We start from the raw sequence: 514 nt of genomic DNA on the forward strand, positions 1-514 counted from the left end.
CGGCGCCACGCAGGTGCTGGATTACCGCAAGTTCGCCGACGGCTGCAACAACGACAACTGAGTCATTCCAATTCTCTGGAGAATCACCATGCACAACGTCTCGCGTTTTTTGACCGCCATCGCCTTTTCCCTCAGCGGCTTCGCTGCCCATGCCGATGCGTCGGTTGAACAGAATAGCTGCCACGGCGGCAGTTGCTTGCAGCTGACGCCGATGGCCAGACAGAGCATTGATAGCTCGCTCGCCGCCGACGGTGCCAGCCGCACGCCGCAGGGCCAGATGTTTGCCGAGAACGGCGCAAGCCGCACACCGCAGGGCCAGTGGCTGCAAAGCCAGAGCGCCTGAGCCCTCCACAAGGGCGCACATTTACACAGGGTGATCATCATGTATCTCATTGCATTCCTCGGCGGTCTGCTGACCGTCCTCAGCCCCTGCATTTTGCCGGTGGTGCCGTTCCTGTTCGCCGGCGCCAACCGCCGGCGCTCGTCGATCCTGCTGACTCTCGGTGGCATGGCC

1 protein-coding gene and 1 pseudogene are annotated in these 514 nt (G+C 62.3%); both read left to right on the forward strand.

Annotated features, from left to right (window positions below):
* The first annotated feature begins 88 nt into the window (after positions 1–88).
* Positions 89–343 carry a hypothetical protein gene (locus tag DBR24_RS07750; protein WP_128614412.1) on the forward strand — a complete coding sequence of 85 codons (255 nt, stop codon included), beginning with the start codon at positions 89–91 and terminating at the stop codon, positions 341–343.
* A 39-nt stretch (positions 344–382) separates the two neighbouring features.
* Positions 383–514, forward strand: a pseudogene (locus DBR24_RS07755) (cytochrome c biogenesis protein DipZ); the annotation flags it as partial.

Source organism: Pseudomonas sp. HMWF006, from assembly GCF_003061205.1.
In the GTDB taxonomy this organism is placed as follows: domain Bacteria; phylum Pseudomonadota; class Gammaproteobacteria; order Pseudomonadales; family Pseudomonadaceae; genus Aquipseudomonas; species Aquipseudomonas monsensis.

Excerpts from the sequence above, each read along its gene's own strand:
- DBR24_RS07750 (WP_128614412.1), top strand. The coding sequence starts at position 89 with ATGCACAACGTCTCGCGTTTTTTGACCGCCATCGCCTTTTCCCTCAGC.